We start from the raw sequence: 17,383 nt of genomic DNA on the forward strand, positions 1-17,383 counted from the left end.
GTTACCTCACGATTACGCCGTCTCGACCGGGGTCCGTTTCGCCTCCGGTGTGCGGGAGAACAGGGCCTCCGACCACTTCACGCGCGACCCGGTCCGCAGGATCGACCGCTGGTAGATGCGCGACGCGGCCCAGGTGCTGGCCGCGCAGGCGGCCATCATGATGAGCACGGTCCCGATGATCTGCACGACGCTCGCGTCGCCCGTCGCGATGCGCATCGGCATCAACGAGGCGGAGAACGGCGGGATCCAGGACAGGATCGTCATCGGCGTCGACGTGATCGCGTTGATGCCGAAGATGCCCGCGTAGAGGACGCCCAGCGCGAGGAAGGTCAACGGAAGCGTCGTCGAGGCCGCCTCCTCCTGGCGCGAGACCATCGATCCCGCGGCGGCGTAGAGCGTGGCGAAGAACAGGAAGCCGAGGAGGAACCACACGATCACGGCGACGAACATCGACACCGCGGTCGTGGGGACCGTGAGCAACCCGGTCGCCGTGCCCGTGATCAACCCGGCCCCGGCGAGGACCACCAACTGCCCCAGCAGGATGGCGCCGATACCGAGGATCTTGCCCCACAGCAGGTGCAGCGGCTTGATGGTGGCGAGCAGGATCTCGACGATCCGCGACGACTTCTCCTCCACGACACCGGAGGAGATCATGCCGCCGCCCTGCATGATGACGATGAGCAGCAGGACGACGCCGATGTAGGCGATCGCGACGCGCTGTCCCTCATCGGGTTTGGTCACCTTCGTCTCGGTCACCGACAGCGTCGATGCCGCGGCCGCCTGCGAGGTGACCGCGACGGGGTTCGCCCCGGCCGAGGTGATCGCCGCACGCAGGCCCGACTGCGAGACCGCGGTGCGGAGCAACGTCTCGGTCGAGCCGGACAACCCGTCCTTCGTGATCGCGGTGAAGGCCGTCGACGATCCCGGGGCGTTGGCGACGAGAGCCGCTGAGACGTCACCCGACTCGACCTTCGAGCGCGCCTCGTCGGCCGAGGCGAACGATCGGATGTCGACGCCGCTGCCGGTGACGCGACCGGCCTGGGTGAGTGCGTCGGACACAGTGCTGCCCGAGGCTGCGACGACGCCGATCTTCGGTGCGTCGTCGCCGCCCTTGCCGACGAACTGTGCGGCGACGATCAGGCCGCCGACGATGAGCACCAGCAGCAGTGCGTTGATGATCCGGAACGACTTCGTCGAGACGCGGGTGGTGATCTCGCGGCGGGCCACGAGCGCGACGGACCGTGCCGCGCCGGCGGCGGTGCCCGTCGTCGGGACGGTCGGGGTCGGGTCGGGGGTCAGGGTGCTGGTCATGCCGACACCACCTCTCGGAAGAGCTCGGTCAGGTCGGGGGTACGCGGCGTGAAGCGGCGCACGGGGCCGTGGGCGAGCGCGGCCCGCAGGATCTGCTGGTCGTCGGCGCCGGGCGCCACACCGACGACGGTGGTGTCCGGGCCGGTGTGACGGACCGACGTGACGCCGGGCAGACCGTCGGCCCAGTTCTCGACGGTGGACGGGCCGGCGACCTCGATCTCGGTCCCGCCGTGCGATCGCAACTCGTCGACCGTGCCCAGGGCGCGCATCTCACCCTTGGCGATGATGCCGACCCTGTCGCACAAGCGCTGCACGAGATCGAGCTGGTGGCTGGAGAAGATCACCGGGACTCCCTGTGCGGCCTTCTCTTTGAGGACATCGCTCATGACGTCGACCGCGACGGGGTCGAGTCCCGAGAAGGGCTCGTCGAGGACGAGCACCGCGGGATCGTGCACCAGCGCGGCGGCGAGCTGGGCCCGCTGCTGGTTCCCCAGACTGAGGTCGTCGACGGTGTCGTCGATGCGGTCGGCGATGCCGAGTCGGGTCAGCCAGTCCCGCACGGTCGACGCGGCGTCGGACCGGGAGAGGCCGTGCAGCTCCGCGAGGTACTGCAGCTGTTCGCCGACCTTCATCTTCGGGTACAGGCCGCGTTCCTCGGGCATGTAGCCGATACGGCGGCGCAGGGCGAGGTCGATGGGCTGGGTGCCGAGGGAGACGGTGCCGGAGTCGGCCGAGAGCACACCGAGCACGATGCGCATCGTCGTGGACTTTCCGGCGCCGTTGCTGCCGACGAACCCGAAGATCTCTCCCGGGTGCACGGTGAAGGTCATGTCCCGCAACGCGGTCAGGTCGCCGTATCTCTTGCTGAGACGGTCGATGATCAGGGAGTCACTCACGATCGTCCTCTCTGTGGTGGGGTCTGTGGTCCGGGGTCACCAGGGGGCCGGTGCCGGCGGGTCGAGGGGTGTGTCGTCGGGTCGGGTGGACGGGCGTGCGTCGGCGCTGACACGGGGTGGTTCGACAGGCGCTGCCGCAGGGGCGGGCGTGTCCGGATCGGCGAAGTCCTCGGGGTCGGGGTCCTCGGTCCACCAGGCGAGAAGCAGAGTGGGAGTGCAGGTCCCGATCAACAGGAACGTGATGAGCAGGATCCCGAAGCCGTAGACGGTGTCACCGCTGACGGAGTCCGCTGCCGATCCCACGAAGATGAGGACGAGGTAGGGGATGAACATGAGGCTGAACACCGCGAGGTAGCCGATGGACCGGGCCGAGTTCCGTTTGGCGAGCTGGAGTTCGTCGAGCGACGCGACGGGCGCCTCGGCGATGTTGCCGGTGACGATGCCCAGCAGCTTGAGGAAGGTCAGGACCCCGGCCAGTCCGAGGACGAACGGCAGGAAGAACCACGGCTGGAGCACGAACGACATGGCCGACGCGATCAGGAGCAGCACCAGCGAGAACAGCACGCCCGCGGCCAGGATCCGCGCGCCGCGGCGATTGCGCATGCCCACGAGGCGGTGCGCGTTCTTTGCCTGCGTCTTCTCGTAGTACCGGACTCGCCACGCCTCGTAGCGCACCCAGAACGCGGGCTTGACGTGCTCCGGGATGGCGGAGTTCGGATCGGTCATGAGGCGCCTCCGTTGCGGTTCGCGTACAGCTCGGTCGACATGGCCGTGAACTCCGTCCGACTGAACACCGCTTCGACGGGGAGATCGAAGACGGCGCAGATCCGGAACGCGAGATCGAGGCTCGGGTAGTTGTCGCCGCGTTCGAGCGCACCGACCGACTGCACGTTGATGCCGACGGCGTCGGCGAGCTCTGCACGCGACATGCGCCGCTCGGCGCGCAGGACACCGATGCGGTTGTAGATGGGGAGCTGCGCTCCCCGTCGGACTGGGCTCACGCAACACAGTGTTAGGAAAACACAACACAATGTCAAGACTTTCCGACGTACGGACGTTTGGCTAAGCCCGTCGTCGGCGCGGTCTGCGTAAAGCTGTCGTTATGTAGGCTGGGAAGCATGAGTGGCACCCCAGAGCCGGACGGCGACGGCCGTCCGGCGCCGATGACCTTCGGCCCGGCGCTGGCCGACCGGAGCCGATGGAGCACCGAGAGATGTTCCATCGCAGCCGTTCTGGACGTGCTGAACACCCGGGCGGCGTTCCTGGTGATCCGCGAGTGCTTCTACGGCACCACACGGTTCGACGACTTCGTCGACCGTGTCGGGATGTCCGCCCCGGCGGTGTCCCGGGCGCTGAAGCGACTCGAGGACGCCGGCGTCGTCGCCGGTTCGCCCTACCGCGAGCCCGGGGCGCGGACGAGGACCGAGTACGTCCTGACGCCGGCGGGGGAGGAGCTGCTGCCGCTGCTCATCGCGCTCGCCCAGTGGGGTGACGCGCACCTGCGGGACGGTCGGGGGCCGCTGTCCTACACCGAGATCGCCTCCGGGCGTGCAGTGCGAGCGGTGGTGACCACCGATGACGCCGACGACGCCATCCCCGCCGACGCGATCCTGGTCGAACCGGGTCCGGGCTCCCGTCGTTGAGCATTTCTGTCTGTCCCGTCACATCGGCTGGATAATGCTTGCGTTGGTCAGCCGATCGGCGTCTACTGGCTGGGTAACGATAACATGATCCAGAATGTCTGGGTGATCTGGGGAAGAGGGACGTCATGGCCACAGCCGTCATCGTCGACGCGGTCCGCACTCCGATCGGGAAGGGCAAGGCCTCCGGGGCTCTGCACGACGTGCACCCCGTCGACCTGCTCGCGCACAGCCTGCGCGCGATCGTCGACCGCACCGGCATCGACCCCGCCGAGATCGACGACGTCATCACCGGCGTCGTCACCCAGAGCGGGGAGCAGAGCGTCAACATCGCCCGACGCGGTCTGTTGGCGGCCGGGTATCCGGAGTCGGTTCCCGGGGTCAGCGTCGACCGCCAGTGCGGGAGTGGGCAGCAGGCGATCGCGTTCGCCGCGCAGGCGGTCGCGTCGGGTGCCGCCGATGTGGTGGTCGCGGCCGGTGTCGAGTCGATGTCGCGGGTTCCGATGGGATCGGCGGCGTTCGGCACCGAGAACCTGAACGGGCAGGCGTTCGAGGATCGGTACCCCGAGGGGCTCGTAGGTCAGGGGATCTCTGCGGAGCTGATCGCCGCGCGCTACGACATCTCCCGTACGGCGATCGACGAGTTCTCGTTGCGCTCGCACGAGTTGGCCGCGACCGCGACGAAGAACGGACTGTTCGACGGAGAACTGGCGCCGCTGGCAGGACTCGCCGCGGACGAGGGGATCCGCACCGGGAGCACCCTGGAGCAGCTGGCCGGTCTGCGGCCCGCCTACTACGACGAGGCGATCGCGCGGCGATTCCCCGAGATCGACTGGCGGATCACGGCGGCCGGCGCGAGCCAGATCAGCGACGGTTCGGCCGCGCTCCTGGTGACCAGCGAGGAGGCCGCCGCGCGTCTGGGGCTGCGGCCGCGTGCTCGTGTCCACACCGCATCGGTGGTCGGCGACGACCCGCTGTTGATGTTGACCGCGATCATGCCCGCGACGCGAAAAGTGCTCGCGCGCAGCGGTCTGTCGCTGTCGGACATCGACGTGTTCGAGGTGAACGAGGCGTTCGCGCCGGTGGTCCTCGCATGGCAGAGGGAGCTGGGTGTCGACCTGGATCGGGTCAACGTGCACGGCGGGGCGATCGCTCTCGGCCACCCGTTGGGGGCCAGCGGCGCACGTCTGGCGACGACCGGACTCTCGGCGCTCGAGCAGCGCGGTGGGCGCTACCTGCTGCAGACGATGTGTGAAGCAGGCGGACTGGCGAACGCCACGATCTACGAGCGGATCAGCTGACCGTCGCCGCTGCGTCGTCGTCGAGGAGGTCGGCGACGACGCGGGCGGCCTCACGGCCGGCGCGGTTGGCGCCGATGGTCGACGCAGACGGCCCGTACCCGAGCAGCTGCACGCGAGGGTCGTCGGCGACGACGGTGGCCAACCGGCCGGTCATCGTGATGCCGCCTCCGGGGCCGCGCAGCCGGAGCGGTGCGAGGTGGTCGAGCGCGCTGCGGAACCCGGTGTTCCAGAAGATCGTGTCCAGCGGCAGGTCGGGGCGGGAGCCGTCGCGCCAGCGCACACCCTCTGGGGTGATCTCGTCGAAGATCGGCATCCAGGTGAGGATCCCGTCGGCCTCGGCGGCCGCGATCGCCGGGGTGCGCCGGAGTCCGGTCACCGACACGACGGACGTCGGCGGCAGTCCGGCGCGCACCCGACGCTCCACGCGGGCGACCGCCTCGCGGCCCTCCGCGGGGGTGAACGGCCCGTCGGAGAAGACGGGCTCGCGGCGGCTGCACCAGAACGTGGTGACGTCGTCGGCCGTACGGGCGATCTCGATGAGCAACTGCACCGCTGAGATGCCCGCCCCGACGACGAGGACGCGCTCGCCGTCGAAGTCGTGGGGACTGGCGTAGTCGTGGGTGTGCAGCTGGCGACCGGCGAACGTGTCGATGCCCGGTACGTGCGGGATGAACGGTCTGTCCCAGGTTCCGGTGGCGTTGACGACAGCCTTCGTCCGCATGGTGCACGGACCGTCGGCGGACACGGCGGCGATGGTGAAGTGGTCGGGTCCGTCGTGGCGGACGGCGCGGACGTGCACCGGCCGTCGGATGGGCAGGTCGAAGCGGCGCTCGTAGCGGCCGTAGTAGTCGGCGACGGCGGTGGACGCGGGCCAAGCATCGCAGTCCACACCGAGCGCCTCGGTGAGGCCCCAGCCGGGGAGGTCGTGCACGCGGTTCGCGCCGGCGAGGGTGAGCGTCGGCCAGCGGAACTGCCACGCGCCGCCGGAGGCGGGGCTGTGGTCGAGGACGACGAACCGGTCGCCGAGGCCGAACCGCTGCAGGAAGTATGCCGCCGACAACCCGGCCTGTCCGCCGCCGATGACGACGCAGTCGTACTCGTCGGTGGTCACGGACGGCACTCTACGCAGCGCTGTCCGGCCACCACCGGATGTCGGCACGTCGCCGCGTGCTCTCCGCGAGAACGAGGTTCAGACGGTGCTCGGCGACAGACCAGTCGGGGTCGGGTGGTGCGGTGTCGTTGAGGATGCGGTCGGGCCGGTGGAGGTGGTTGGTGCGCGGTGGGTCGGTGGTGCCGTTGGCGATCCATCCGTATTTGCCGCGGTCGGGCCCGTCGGTGATCTTGACGGTCTGCCAGCCGCCGGGCCCGTCGTGGACGGCCCGGTTGTGCGGGCCGCACGCCGGTGCGAGGTCGGTGATGTCGGTGTGCCCACCGGTGGCCCAGTCTTGTTCGGCGTGGTGGGCCTCGGTGTGGGAGAACGGGCGCGGGCAGCCCGGCTTGGAGCAGCCGCCGTATTCGGCGAAGGTGACGAACCTCTGCGACTCCGACGCCAGCCGCTTCGCGCGCCCGAAATACAGCGGCTCGCCGGTGTGGTCGTCGAACACCGAGAGGTACATCTGCGCCTGCGCCGCGAGCTTCACGATCTCGGACATGGGCAGGTCGGTGCCGGTGGTGGTGTGTCCGATCCCGGCCCGGTCGCGCAACTGGGCTTCGGTGATCGAGACGACGATGTGCGGCGGCAGTCCGCGATGCGACGCGCCGTACAACCCACCATCAGCCGCTGCCTTGAGCAGTGCGTGGAACGCGTCGTGGTTGCGTTGGGTCTGGGTGCGGCAATCGCGCTGTGCGGCCTCGCGCAGCGCCTCCTGATCGACGCTGTCGTCGTCGGCACCGCTGCGTGGCGACTCGTCGTCGTCGGGATTGTTCATCCCCGGTTTCGCCCACGACGCGAGGAGCACCTCGAACAGTGCCCGCGTCGTCGGATCCAGGGTGCCCATCAGTTTCGACATGCCCAGCGTGTCCTGCGAACCCAGCGACACGCTGCGATTCCGGGCTCGGTCGCGCTCATCGGGGAGGTCACCATCAGGGTCGAGGTGCTGCAGAATCCTGGCGCCCGCCCGGGTGATGTCCCGCGGCGAATGATGCCGCGCGATCTCGGCGAGTTGCTCCTCGGCGAGATCCCGCACCTCCGGTGGTGTCGCCGTGGGCACCTTGGCCAGTACGTCCAGCACCGCATCGACATGCTCGTGGGTGAGGTCGCCACCAGCGAACGCATCCGCGGTCTCCGGGCAGCGCGGCGGCAACTTCTCCCCGGTCATCGAATGCATCGCAGTCAGCTCGGTCACCTGCCGCAACCGCTTGCGTGGGTTCGCGATACGCAGCCGCTGACCGACGAACTCGTCGAGCTTCGTACACTGCACCGCCCGGTATGCCTCGCGGTCACTGACATCCAGGATGCGCTGCAGACCAATCGAACCGAGCTTTCGCACGATCCGTTCATGGGTGATTGCCAACTCGGCAACCTCCACCTCGGAGCACGCATTCGAGGAGGCGAGCGCGATTTCGTCGACCAACGATTCGAGCGCGTCGTACGCGGCGACCAGACCGTCGCTCACAATGCACCTCCCCGACCCGCAGCTGTACGTCCATACTAGAACGTATGTTCGAACAATGCTGTAGTCTGAACAGTGGAATCCTCACGGCGGCGGCTACATTCGCCCCGTGATCGAACTCCGGCCGGCCGTGCTCACGGACGCAGAGGCGATGGCAGAGGTGCAGAACGCGATCCATCGCGCCGGGCTGCGATCGAGCCCGGTCGACGTCGACGAGATCCGCGGACGCTACCTCGAGCACGAGCACTCGATCGCGTGCACGGTGGCGGTCGAGGGGCAGCGGGTCGTCGGATTTCAATCCCTGAAACGGGCGTGGGTGGACAACCCCTACGACGTCGCCGTCGGTTGGGGGATCATCGGCACCCACATCGACCCGGATGCAGGCCGGGGTGGCATCGGGCGCCGGCTGTTCGTCGTCACCCGCGCGGCGGCGGAGACAGTCGGCCTGCGACACGTCGACGCGACGATCGGCGTCGACAATCGTGCTGCGCTCGCCTTCTACGCGGCCATCGGCTTCACGCCGTATCGGGAACGCGACAGCGCAGGCGCCGTCGGGTATCGCTTCGACGTCGACGGGCCGCCGTTAGTGTGACGCCCATGATCGTCAGCTCGACGGAGGGCTCCGTCACGACCATCCAGCTGAACCGCCCGGAGAAGCGCAACGCGCTCGACCATGCGATGGTCGCGGACCTCGGAGCGGCGTTCGACGACGCGGTGTCGGCGGGTGCGCGCGCCATCGTCCTGACGGGCGCCGGCGACGTCTTCTGTGCGGGCGCCGACCTCTCGGGTCCCGTCTACGACCCGGAATTCCTCGCATCGCTGGTCGCCACGCTCACCCGCCTGGAGGCGGTGCAGGTGCCGGTGATCGCTGCGCTCAACGGGAGCGCGCTCGGCGCAGGCCTGCAACTCGCGATGATCGCCGATCTCCGGGTGATGGCGCCCGGTGCCACGGCGGGCATCCCGGCTGCCAAGATCGGTGTCGCCGTGGACGAGTGGACCATCCGTCGCCTGATATCCCTGGTGGGGGCCGGAACTGCGCGCGGGATGCTCATCGGGTGCGATCCCCTCACCGCAGATCACGCGCTGGCAACGGGTTTCGCCAACCGTCTGGGTGACCTCGCTGCCGCGCAGGAGTGGGCTGCGACGATCGCCGCCCTCGCGCCTCTGACGCTCGCGCACTACAAGGCGGTCTTCACCGGTGACGGCGCGCGGGACGCTGCGCCCGAGGATCGACAGGCCGCGATGATGCGGGCGTGGGAGAGCGAGGATCTCGTCGAGGGGCGGACGGCGCGGACCGAGAGGCGCGCACCGAGGTTCCGCGGACGCTGACGGGGCGCCGTCAGCCCTTCTTCTTCTTTTTCTTGGTGCCCTTCGTCGACGACCCGGGCCGGTAGACCAGCCGCTCGACGGCGGGCGGCGGGATCGCCGCCCCGGGACCGCCGGCGTGCAGCCACTCGCCGATGTCCTGCATCGCCGAGACCGTCAGCACCTTCTGCAGCCACACCGGTCGGCCGCCCTCGGCGCGTCCGGCGCGGGACGGCGACACCACCATGACGTTGGATCGCTTGCAGTCGTCGAGGCAATCGCTGGTGCGGACCCGCGCGGCGTCCTGCACCGATCGCCGGAGCTCGTCGAGCTGGGCGTCGTGATCGACGTCGGGGTGCTTCTTGCGGGTACCGCAGCAGCATCCGCGACAGACGGTCACGGTCGGCACCTTGTTGCTCATCGTCGTCCACAGTACGAGAGCGGTCGAAGAATGCTTTACGGCACCCGGCAAAGCTACGCAAGGCTAAGCGCTGGGAGTTTTCCTGCCGGAAACACGGGTGCACAGCGATCGACACACGGCGTCCCTACTTTCGCGCTATTGCCCAGCAGCGGGCGAGATCCCCACTGCGCGAACAGGAGCATCCATGACAGACGTGGCCGAACCGCCGAACACCACCACCCTCGCGACCGGACCAGCGGCCGCCGCGACCCGGGAGACCCTGGAGGACTACACCCTCCGGTTCGCACCCCGCAGCTACCGCAAATGGGGGCCAGGTGTCGTCGCGATCTCCGCGCTCGGCGGTATCGCCTACCTGGCCGACTTCGCCATCGGCGCGAACATCGGCATCGCCAACGGCACCGGGAACGCGCTGTGGGGCATCCTCTTCTTCGCCGTGGTCATCGTCCTCACCGGATATCCGCTGGCCTACTACGCGGCGCGGTACAACATCGACCTCGACCTCATCACGCGCGGAAGCGGTTTCGGGTACTACGGCTCGGTCGTCACCAACGTGATCTTCGCGTCGTTCACGTTCATCTTCTTCGCCCTCGAGGGCTCGATCATGGCGCAGGGCCTCAAACTCGGCCTGCACATCCCACTCTGGCTGGGCTATCTGCTCTCGTCGGTGTTGATCATCCCGCTCGTCATCTACGGGATGAACACCCTGGCCAAGCTGCAGGTGTGGACCACCCCGCTGTGGCTGGTCATGATGGTCCTGCCGTTCCTGTACCTGCTCATCAGCCACCCCGACGCGATCGGTGACTTCCTCGCCTACAGCGGCGGCACCGACGCCAAGGGCGGACAGGGTGTCTCGTTCGCCGGGACCATGCTCGCCGCGGGTGTCTGCCTGTCGCTGATCGCCCAGATCGCCGAGCAGATCGACTACCTCCGCTTCATGCCGCCGCGCACCGCGGAGAACCGCCGCAAGTGGTGGACCGCCGTCATCACGGCCGGCCCGGGCTGGGTGTTCTTCGGTGCGATCAAGCAGGTCGTCGGGCTCTTCCTCGCCGTGTACCTGATCCTGAACTTCTCGGCGCAGGCCGGCGTCGCGAACCAGCCGGTCGAGCAGTTCCTCGCCATCTACGACGACTTCATGCCGCACTGGCTCGCATTGACCCTGGCCGTGATCCTCGTCGTCATCAGCCAGATCAAGATCAACGTCACCAACGCCTACTCCGGCTCACTCGCGTGGACGAACAGCTTCACCCGCGTCACGAAGACCTACCCGGGTCGCATCGTGTTCCTGGTGTTCAACGTCGCCATCGCGATCGTGCTGATGGAGGCGGACATGTTCAGCTTCCTCAACAACCTGCTGAACTTCTACGCCAACTGCGGCATCGCGTGGATCGTCGCCGTCGCCTCGGACATCGCGATCAACAAGTTCCTGCTCAACCTGTCGCCGAAGCAGCCCGAGTTCCGACGCGGGATGCTCTACAACGTCAACCCCGTCGGCTTCGTCTCGGTGATCGTCGCCGCCGGCGCGTCGATCCTGGTGTACTTCCACGTCTTCGGGGATGCGATCCAGCCGTACTCGCCGATCGTCGCGCTCGTCCTCGCGCTGGTGCTCCCGCCGATCATCGCGCTGGCGACCAAGGGCAAGTACTACCTGCGGCGCACCGACGACGGCATCGACATCCCGATGCTGGACGAGGACGGCAACCCCACCGACGTCAAACTGCTGTGCTGTGTGACCGGTGTCGAGTTCGAGCGCCCGGACATGATCGCCTCGGCGAAGCCGGGTCCGAACGGGGAGAAGCAGTACATCTCGTCGCTCGCCCTCTCCTGCGACAAGACGGGAGAGCACGTCCTGCCCGCGCAGAAGTGACGGCTCGACGATGATGGGCGGGTGACCCGACGCAGCGCCCGCCAGGTGATCGACGTCCTCGCCGACGACGGCACCTGGGAGAGCTGGGACACCCCGGTCGTCGTCGCAACCGACGACGTCGCGTACGCCGACGATCTGAACAGCGCTCGCCAGACGACCGGTGAGGACGAATCCGTCCTCACCGGTCGTCTGTCACTCCGGGGGTGGCGGGTCGCGGTCGTCGTGAGCGAATTCGGGTTCCTGGCCGGATCGATCGGCCGGGACGCAGGACTCCGGGTGACCACCGCGATCCGTCGCGCCACAGCCGAGCGACTGCCGGTGCTGGTCCTCCCCGCCTCCGGCGGCACGCGTATGCAGGAGGGGACACCCGCCTTCCTGCAGATAATGACGATCACGGCCGCGGTGGTCGACCACAAGGCCGCGCATCTGCCGTACCTCGTGTACCTGCGCCACCCGACGACCGGGGGCGTGTTCGCGTCGTGGGCCTCGCTGGGACATGTGACGATCGCGGAACCGGATGCGCTCGTGGGCTTCCTGGGGCCTCGCGTCTTCGAGGGCCTCTACGGTGAGCCCTTCCCCGACGGTGTTCAGCGTTCCGAGAACCTCAGACGGCACGGGATCGTCGACATCGTCAGCGCGGTCGACGACCTCCCGGTGATAGTCGAGGTGGTGCTCAGGGTCACCCGCTCGAGCGGCGGCGACGGTGTCGCGGTCCCGGCACGCGTCGATCGGGAAGCGGTCTCGGTGGACCCGTGGGACGCGGTCGTCGCATCTCGTCGTGGTGACCGGCCCGGTGCGCGAGAGGTGTTGTCGCGGATGTCGTCCGACCTCGTCGACCTCAGTGGTACCGGGGAGGGTGAGAACGACCACGGGGTGATCGTGGTGTTGGCTCGGACAGGTGGCGTCGGTGCGGTCGTCGTGGCCCAGGACCGTCGGCAGCAACGACCGGGATCACGACTGGGGCCGGCCGCCCTGCGCATCGCCCGCCGGGGCATGCAGATCGCGGCCGACCTCCGGCTCCCCCTGGTGACGATGATCGACACGCCGGGCGCCGACCTGTCGGTCGCCGCGGAAGAGGGTGGTCTGGCCGGGGAGATCGCCCGGTGTCTGGCCGATCTCGTCGCGCTACCGACCGTCACCGTGTCGGTGCTGCTCGGGGAGGGCGCCGGGGGAGGTGCGTTGGCGTTGCTCCCGGCCGACCGGATCGTGGCCGCCTCGCACGCATGGCTCGCGCCGCTGCCGCCGGAGGGCGCGAGTCTCATCGTCTTCCGCGACACCGATCACGCCGACGTGATGGCCCGCCGTCAGGGGATCGAGGCGCCCGCGCTCGCCGCGCGCGGTCTCGTCGACACGGTCGTCGACGAGGGCGCCGACCCGGCCAGGGACCCCGAGGGCTTCGCACGGGCGATCGGTGCCGCGATCGTCGCGGCGATCGGCGAGGCTCGCACGATTCCCGACGATCGTCGCCGAGCCGATCGTGCCGCCCGCTTCGCCGGCTGATCCCCACTCGTCGAGTGGGCGTCACCGGAAGTCGGTTGGGCGGGCGGTGTCACGAATCGTCCGGAACCGCCCAGTCGACGGGTGGCGTCAGGGGCCGCTGACGATCAGGGCGGGAGGGCTCAGGGCCAGAAGATCGTGCCGCCTGCGAAGTCCTGCGCGAACCGGTTGCCGACGCGGTACTCGTCGGTCTGCGGCATGCCGTAGTACCCGGTCGAACCACCCATCGACGCCCAGCGGCCCAGGATCCTGCCCCACACCTGGTGGGCTCCCGCCGACGACGACCAGTAGACGTTCCCGCCCTGGAAGTCCTGGCGCTTGCCGCGGCCCGGAACGTCCTTCTCGTCGCTGATCGGGTAACCGAGGGCCTTGCGCTCGAAGCCGAGAGCGCCCCACTTGGTGCGGATGGCCCCGCCGACGAAGTGGGCCTTCCCGCTGTCGACGCCGCCGTTCCAGTAGAACGAGACGTTCTTCTCGAACACCTGGAAGCGACCGTTGCGAAGCGCGACGCGCTCAGGCGTGACCGGGTTGCCCCACTTGTCGACGCCGCCGGTGGCGTCGAACGCCTCCTCGATGCGTCCGCCGACGGTGAACTCCCCGTAGACGGTGTCGGCGGAGGCGGGTGCCGCGGTGCAGACCGTGGCGGCTGCGGCACCGGCGAGGACGACGCCCAGGACACGGGCGCGGAGGGTGGGTCGAGACGTGTGCATGCCGCATATGGTCACATCTCCCGCCCGGCGGCGCGGCACCACCCGAAGGTCCCGGTCCGAACGGCTCTCGCGGCGGGAAAAGGGAGAAGCGGGCGTCGGTCCCGAGCTGTAGCGTTCTGGAGGTGCCGCCTCCACCTGTCCCGACGCCGGAGACGCGATCGTGCTGATCCGCCTCCTGCGGACCTACCTCGCCCCCTACCGCCGTGAACTGGGGGCGGTTGTCGTCGTACAGGTCATCGCGACGGTCGCGATGCTCTACCTCCCGACGCTCAACGCCGACATCATCGACAACGGCATCGCCCGCGGGGACACCGACTACATCCTCCGCATGGGCGGCTGGATGCTGCTGTTCTCCGTCGTCCAGGTGGTGGGCAGCGTCGCGTCGAGCTTCTTCGGGGCGCGGGCGTCCCTGGGCGCCGGCCGCGACCTGCGCCGCGACCTCATGCGCCGCGTCGGGTCGTTCTCGGCCCGCGAGGTGGGCACGTTCGGTGCGCCGTCGCTCATCACCCGCACCACCAACGACGTCCAGCAGGTGCAGCTGCTCGGCGTGATGGCCGCGACGATCCTCGTCACCGCACCGATCATGTGCATCGGCGGCATCGTGATGGGTGTGCGCGTCGGCGCCTCGCTGGCCTGGGTGCTCGTCGTCGCGGTCCCCGTCCTCGGCGGCGCGATGGCGCTCATCATCGCGCGGATGATCCCGCAGTTCCGGGCGATGCAGGTCCGCATCGACGCGGTGAACCGGGTTCTGCGCGAACAGATCACGGGTATCCGGGTCGTGCGGGCGTTCGTCCGCGAGGACCACGAGCGCCGCCGCTTCGCCGACGCCAACGACGACCTCACCTCGGCGTCACTCCGGGTCGGTCGGCTCGTCGCGCTCATGTTCCCGACGGTCCTGCTCATCACCAACGTGACGATGGTCGCGATCGTGTGGGTCGGCGGCTACCGAATCTCCGACGGCGCCGTCGAGATCGGCGCACTCACCGCGATGATCAGCTACGTCATGCAGATCCTGATGTCGGTGATGATGGCGTCGTTCCTCGCGATGATGGCGCCGCGCGCGTCGGTCTGCGCCGAGCGCATCACCGAGGTCCTCGCCACCGACAGCTCCGTCGTCCCCGCCGCTGCCCCGGTCCGCTTCGCCGGCGACCCCGGCCACGTCGAGTTCCGTGACGCGCAGTTCCGCTACCCCGGCGCCGACGCCCCCGTCCTCTGCGACCTCACCCTGACCGCCCGCCCAGGCACGACGACGGCCATCGTCGGGTCCACCGGCGCGGGCAAGACGACGATGCTCTCCCTCATCCCGCGGCTCATCGACGTCACCGCCGGGGCGGTGTTCGTCGGCGGCACCGACGTCCGCGACCTCGACCCCGAGGTCCTGCGCGCCGCGATCGGCGTCGTCCCTCAGAAGCCGTACCTGTTCTCCGGGACCATCGCGTCGAACCTGCGGTACGGCAAGGCCGACGCCACCGACGACGAGATCTGGGAGGCGCTGCGCATCGCCCAGGCCGACGGCTTCGTCCGCGAGATGCCCGACGGCCTCGACACCGCCGTCGCCCAGGGCGGCACCACGGTCTCCGGCGGGCAGCGGCAACGCCTCGCGATCGCCCGCGCCGTCATCCGCCGGCCGTCGATCCTGCTCTTCGACGACTCGTTCTCCGCGCTCGACCTCGCCACCGACGCCCGCGTGCGTGCCGCGCTGAAGCCGGTCACCCGGGACGCCTGCGTGATCGTCGTCGCCCAGCGCGTCTCGACGGTCGTCGACGCCGACCAGATCGTCGTCCTCGAACACGGTCGCATCGTCGGCATCGGCACCCACGACGAACTGCTCGCGGGGTGCCCCACCTACGCCGAGATCGTCGACTCCCAACTCGCGGCGCAGGGAACGCGGTGAGCAGCCCGGCCGGTGGGATGCCGGGGGAGAAGGCGCGGTCGTTCCGGCCGTCCGTGCGGCGCCTCCTCACGCTCCTCGCGCGTCGCCGGATGTCGCTGGTGGTCGTCGTCGCGTGCACCGTCGGATCGGTTGTCCTCAGCGCGATCTCGCCGCGGATCCTCGGTCACGCCACCGACATCATCTTCGCGGGCGTCATCGGGGCGCAGCTGCCGTCGGGGATCACGAAGGCGCAGGCGGTCGAGGGCCTGCGCGAGCGTGGTCAGAGCACCTTCGCCGACCTCGTCGCCTCGACCGATCTGACCCCCGGCGTCGGCGTCGACTTCAGCGCGCTCGGCCGCACGCTGACCCTCGTGCTCGCCCTGTACGTGGTCTCGGCGATCCTGGCGTGGGCGATGGGCCTGCTGCTCAACGTGACCGTGCAGCAGACGGTCCGGGAACTCCGCGCCGACGTCGAGGACAAGATCCACCGACTGCCGCTGGCGTACTTCGACCGCACGCCGCGCGGGGAACTGCTCTCCCGCGTCACCAACGACATCGACAACCTCGCGCAGTCGATGCAGCAGACCATCTCACAGCTGCTGAACTCCGTGCTGACGGTGGTCGCGGTGCTGGTCGTCATGGTCGTCATCTCGCCGCTGCTGTCGCTGATCGCCCTGGCCACCGTGCCGCTCGCGGTCCTCGCGACGGCGCTGGTCGCCAAGCGGTCCAAGCCGCACTTCCTGGCGCAGTGGAAGAACACCGGTCGGCTCAACGCACAGGTGGAGGAGGCCTTCACCGGCCACGAGGTCATCACGCTGTTCGGTCGCCGCGAGGAGGTGCAGCAGCGCTTCGACGAGCGCAACGAGACCCTCTACGCCGCGAGCTGGAAAGCCCAGTTCATCAGCGGGATCATCATGCCCGCGATCATGTTCCTCGGGAACCTCAACTACGTCGCGATCGCCGTCGTGGGCGGGCTGCGCGTCGCGTCGGGGTCGTTGAGTCTCGGCGAGGTGCAGGCCTTCGTGCAGTACTCGCGTCAGTTCACCCAGCCGCTGACGCAGATCGGGTCGATGTTCAACCTGATGCAGAGCGGTGTCGCATCGGCCGAGCGCATCTTCGACATCCTCGACGAGGAGATCGAGACCCCCGACCCGGCGTCGCCCGCCACACCGCGCGCCGACGGCCGCGGTGCGGTCTCGTTCACGGACGTCGACTTCCGCTACCGCGAGGACCAGCCGCTCATCACCCAGCTGTCGCTGGCCGCCCAGCCGGGGAACATGGTGGCGATCGTCGGGCCGACGGGCGCGGGCAAGACCACTGTCGTCAACCTGCTCATGCGGTTCTACGACATCCACTCCGGGTCCATCGAACTCGACGGCGTGGAGACGCGGACGATGACACGGGCCGACCTGCGTGCGCGCACCGGCATGGTGCTGCAGGACTCGTGGCTGTTCGGCGGCACCATCTGGGACAACATCGCCTACGGCGACCCCACCGCGAGCCGGGAGGCGGTCCTCGAGGCTGCGCGGGCGGGCCACGTCGACCGGCTGGTCGCGACCCTGCCCGACGGGTACGACACCGTCATCGACGAGGAGGGCGGCGGCGTCAGCGCCGGCGAGAAACAGCTCATCACCATCGCGCGGGCGTTCCTCGCCCGGCCGCGACTGCTCATCCTCGACGAGGCGACGAGTTCCGTCGACACCCGCACCGAGCTGCTCATCCAGAAGGCGATGGTCGCGCTCCGGGCCGACCGCACGAGTTTCGTGATCGCACACCGACTCTCGACCGTGCGCGACGCCGACCTGATCCTCGTCATGGAGTCCGGGCGGATCGTCGAACAGGGCACCCACGACGAGCTCCTGGATGCGCGGGGCGCCTACCACCGGCTCTACACCAGCCAGTTCACCGGTCCCGTCGACGACCTCGACACCACCGTCGCCGCGCGCTGAGCCG

At 69.1% G+C, this 17,383-nt stretch carries 16 protein-coding genes; 8 read left to right on the top strand and 8 right to left on the bottom strand.

Translation table 11 applies throughout. The features are described from left to right. Positions 1-12: 12 nt before the first annotated feature. Genes Q1A98_RS15205 through Q1A98_RS15220 form a run of 4 tightly spaced genes read right to left on the bottom strand, consistent with a single transcriptional unit; the run spans position 13 to position 3,208 of the window. Positions 13-1,311 (bottom strand): ABC transporter permease, encoded by a 1,299-nt coding sequence (locus Q1A98_RS15205; protein ID WP_299575075.1) that lies wholly within the window; start codon positions 1,309-1,311, stop codon positions 13-15. Beyond that, on the bottom strand, positions 1,308-2,207 hold the full coding sequence (locus Q1A98_RS15210) for an ABC transporter ATP-binding protein (RefSeq protein ID WP_299575076.1): 900 nt from the start codon (positions 2,205-2,207) through the stop codon (positions 1,308-1,310). Before Q1A98_RS15210 ends, Q1A98_RS15205 begins: the two co-directional genes overlap by 4 nt. Before the next feature lie 36 nt (positions 2,208-2,243). Beyond that, positions 2,244-2,933, bottom strand: a complete 690-nt coding sequence (locus tag Q1A98_RS15215) for a hypothetical protein (RefSeq protein WP_299575077.1) — start codon at positions 2,931-2,933, stop codon at positions 2,244-2,246. Further along, a complete protein-coding gene (locus Q1A98_RS15220; RefSeq protein WP_299575078.1) occupies positions 2,930-3,208 on the bottom strand; it encodes a helix-turn-helix transcriptional regulator in 279 nt (92 codons plus the stop codon). The genes Q1A98_RS15215 and Q1A98_RS15220 overlap by 4 nt, the downstream gene beginning before the upstream one ends. Before the next feature lie 162 nt (positions 3,209-3,370). On the opposite strand from Q1A98_RS15220, the gene Q1A98_RS15225 reads away from it, so the two are divergent. Together Q1A98_RS15225 and Q1A98_RS15230 are read left to right on the top strand one after the other, a co-directional pair. Then, positions 3,371-3,850 carry a helix-turn-helix domain-containing protein gene (locus Q1A98_RS15225; RefSeq protein WP_299575378.1) on the top strand — a complete coding sequence of 160 codons (480 nt, stop codon included), beginning with the start codon at positions 3,371-3,373 and terminating at the stop codon, positions 3,848-3,850. A gap of 125 nt (positions 3,851-3,975) precedes the next feature. Beyond that, positions 3,976-5,148, top strand: coding sequence for an acetyl-CoA C-acyltransferase (locus Q1A98_RS15230; protein WP_299575079.1), 1,173 nt, complete (start codon positions 3,976-3,978; stop codon positions 5,146-5,148). Here Q1A98_RS15230 and Q1A98_RS15235 read toward each other — a convergent pair. Both Q1A98_RS15235 and Q1A98_RS15240 read right to left on the bottom strand, forming a co-directional pair. Continuing rightward, entirely contained in the window at positions 5,141-6,259 is a 1,119-nt protein-coding gene (locus Q1A98_RS15235; protein WP_299575080.1) for an NAD(P)-binding domain-containing protein, read from the bottom strand. The two genes, Q1A98_RS15230 and Q1A98_RS15235, sit on opposite strands and share 8 nt — an antisense overlap. Before the next feature lie 10 nt (positions 6,260-6,269). Further along, positions 6,270-7,763: an HNH endonuclease signature motif containing protein gene (locus Q1A98_RS15240; RefSeq protein ID WP_299575081.1), complete on the bottom strand. Its 1,494-nt coding sequence runs from the start codon at positions 7,761-7,763 to the stop codon at positions 6,270-6,272. A gap of 106 nt (positions 7,764-7,869) precedes the next feature. Here Q1A98_RS15240 and Q1A98_RS15245 point away from each other — a divergent pair, with 106 nt between their 5' ends. Further along, positions 7,870-8,352: a GNAT family protein gene (locus tag Q1A98_RS15245; protein ID WP_299575083.1), complete on the top strand. Its 483-nt coding sequence runs from the start codon at positions 7,870-7,872 to the stop codon at positions 8,350-8,352. 5 nt (positions 8,353-8,357) lie between these two features. After that, complete coding sequence (locus Q1A98_RS15250; RefSeq protein WP_299575085.1) at positions 8,358-9,089, top strand: enoyl-CoA hydratase; 732 nt, start codon at positions 8,358-8,360, stop codon at positions 9,087-9,089. A 10-nt stretch (positions 9,090-9,099) separates the two neighbouring features. Here the strand turns inward: Q1A98_RS15250 and Q1A98_RS15255 are convergent, their stop codons facing one another. Then, a complete protein-coding gene (locus Q1A98_RS15255) occupies positions 9,100-9,486 on the bottom strand; it encodes a (2Fe-2S) ferredoxin domain-containing protein (RefSeq protein ID WP_299575086.1) in 387 nt (128 codons plus the stop codon). A gap of 184 nt (positions 9,487-9,670) precedes the next feature. On the opposite strand from Q1A98_RS15255, the gene Q1A98_RS15260 reads away from it, so the two are divergent. After that, positions 9,671-11,350, top strand: coding sequence for a hypothetical protein (locus tag Q1A98_RS15260; protein ID WP_299575087.1), 1,680 nt, complete (start codon positions 9,671-9,673; stop codon positions 11,348-11,350). 21 nt (positions 11,351-11,371) lie between these two features. After that, positions 11,372-12,850 carry a carboxyl transferase domain-containing protein gene (locus Q1A98_RS15265; RefSeq protein WP_299575088.1) on the top strand — a complete coding sequence of 493 codons (1,479 nt, stop codon included), beginning with the start codon at positions 11,372-11,374 and terminating at the stop codon, positions 12,848-12,850. Between the two features lie 119 nt (positions 12,851-12,969). Here Q1A98_RS15265 and Q1A98_RS15270 read toward each other — a convergent pair whose 3' ends face one another. Then, complete coding sequence (locus Q1A98_RS15270) at positions 12,970-13,557, bottom strand: lysozyme (protein ID WP_299575090.1); 588 nt, start codon at positions 13,555-13,557, stop codon at positions 12,970-12,972. 160 nt (positions 13,558-13,717) lie between these two features. On the opposite strand from Q1A98_RS15270, the gene Q1A98_RS15275 reads away from it, so the two are divergent. Together Q1A98_RS15275 and Q1A98_RS15280 are read left to right on the top strand one after the other, a co-directional pair. Continuing rightward, the gene (locus Q1A98_RS15275; RefSeq protein ID WP_299575091.1) at positions 13,718-15,451 is read left to right on the top strand and encodes an ABC transporter ATP-binding protein; all 1,734 of its coding nucleotides are present in this window, start codon (positions 13,718-13,720) and stop codon (positions 15,449-15,451) included. 17 nt (positions 15,452-15,468) lie between these two features. Continuing rightward, on the top strand, positions 15,469-17,379 hold the full coding sequence (locus Q1A98_RS15280; protein WP_299575379.1) for an ABC transporter ATP-binding protein: 1,911 nt from the start codon (positions 15,469-15,471) through the stop codon (positions 17,377-17,379). The last annotated feature ends 4 nt before the right edge of the window (positions 17,380-17,383 follow it).

The organism is uncultured Williamsia sp. (assembly GCF_947494875.1).
Taxonomy (GTDB): Bacteria; Actinomycetota; Actinomycetes; order Mycobacteriales; family Mycobacteriaceae; genus Williamsia_A.